Source organism: Nonomuraea sp. MG754425 (assembly GCF_021699195.1).
In the GTDB taxonomy this organism is placed as follows: Bacteria; Actinomycetota; Actinomycetes; order Streptosporangiales; family Streptosporangiaceae; genus Nonomuraea.
Genome location: NZ_SSXE01000574.1, coordinates 1 through 300, shown reverse-complemented (window position 1 = coordinate 300; position 300 = coordinate 1). Strand labels below are relative to the sequence as shown.

Below are 300 nucleotides of genomic sequence, written 5' to 3'. Positions count from 1 at the left end.
GCGCTGGCCGCCGAACTGGGCCTTACCGCCGAGCGGCTGCTGGGTGATCATGGAGTACGGGCCGGTCGACCGGGCGTGGATCTTGTCGTCGACCAGGTGCAGCAGCTTGAGGATGTAGATGTAACCGACCGCGATCGGGTACGGGAACGGCTCGCCGGAACGCCCGTCGAACAGCCGGGCCTTACCCGTCGACTGGACCATCCGGTCGCCGTCGCGGTTGGCGACCGTGTTGCCGAGCAGGCCGACGATCTCCTCCTCGTGGGCCCCGTCGAAGACCGGGGTGGCCATGTTGGTGCGCGG

Annotated in this window: 1 protein-coding gene; it reads right to left on the bottom strand. The window is 68.7% G+C overall.

Features of this window, described 5'->3' with window-relative positions; all coding sequences use genetic code 11:
• Positions 1 to 300: hypothetical protein (locus tag FAF44_RS54025; RefSeq protein ID WP_237111233.1), on the bottom strand; the 300-nt coding region annotated here is incomplete at both ends.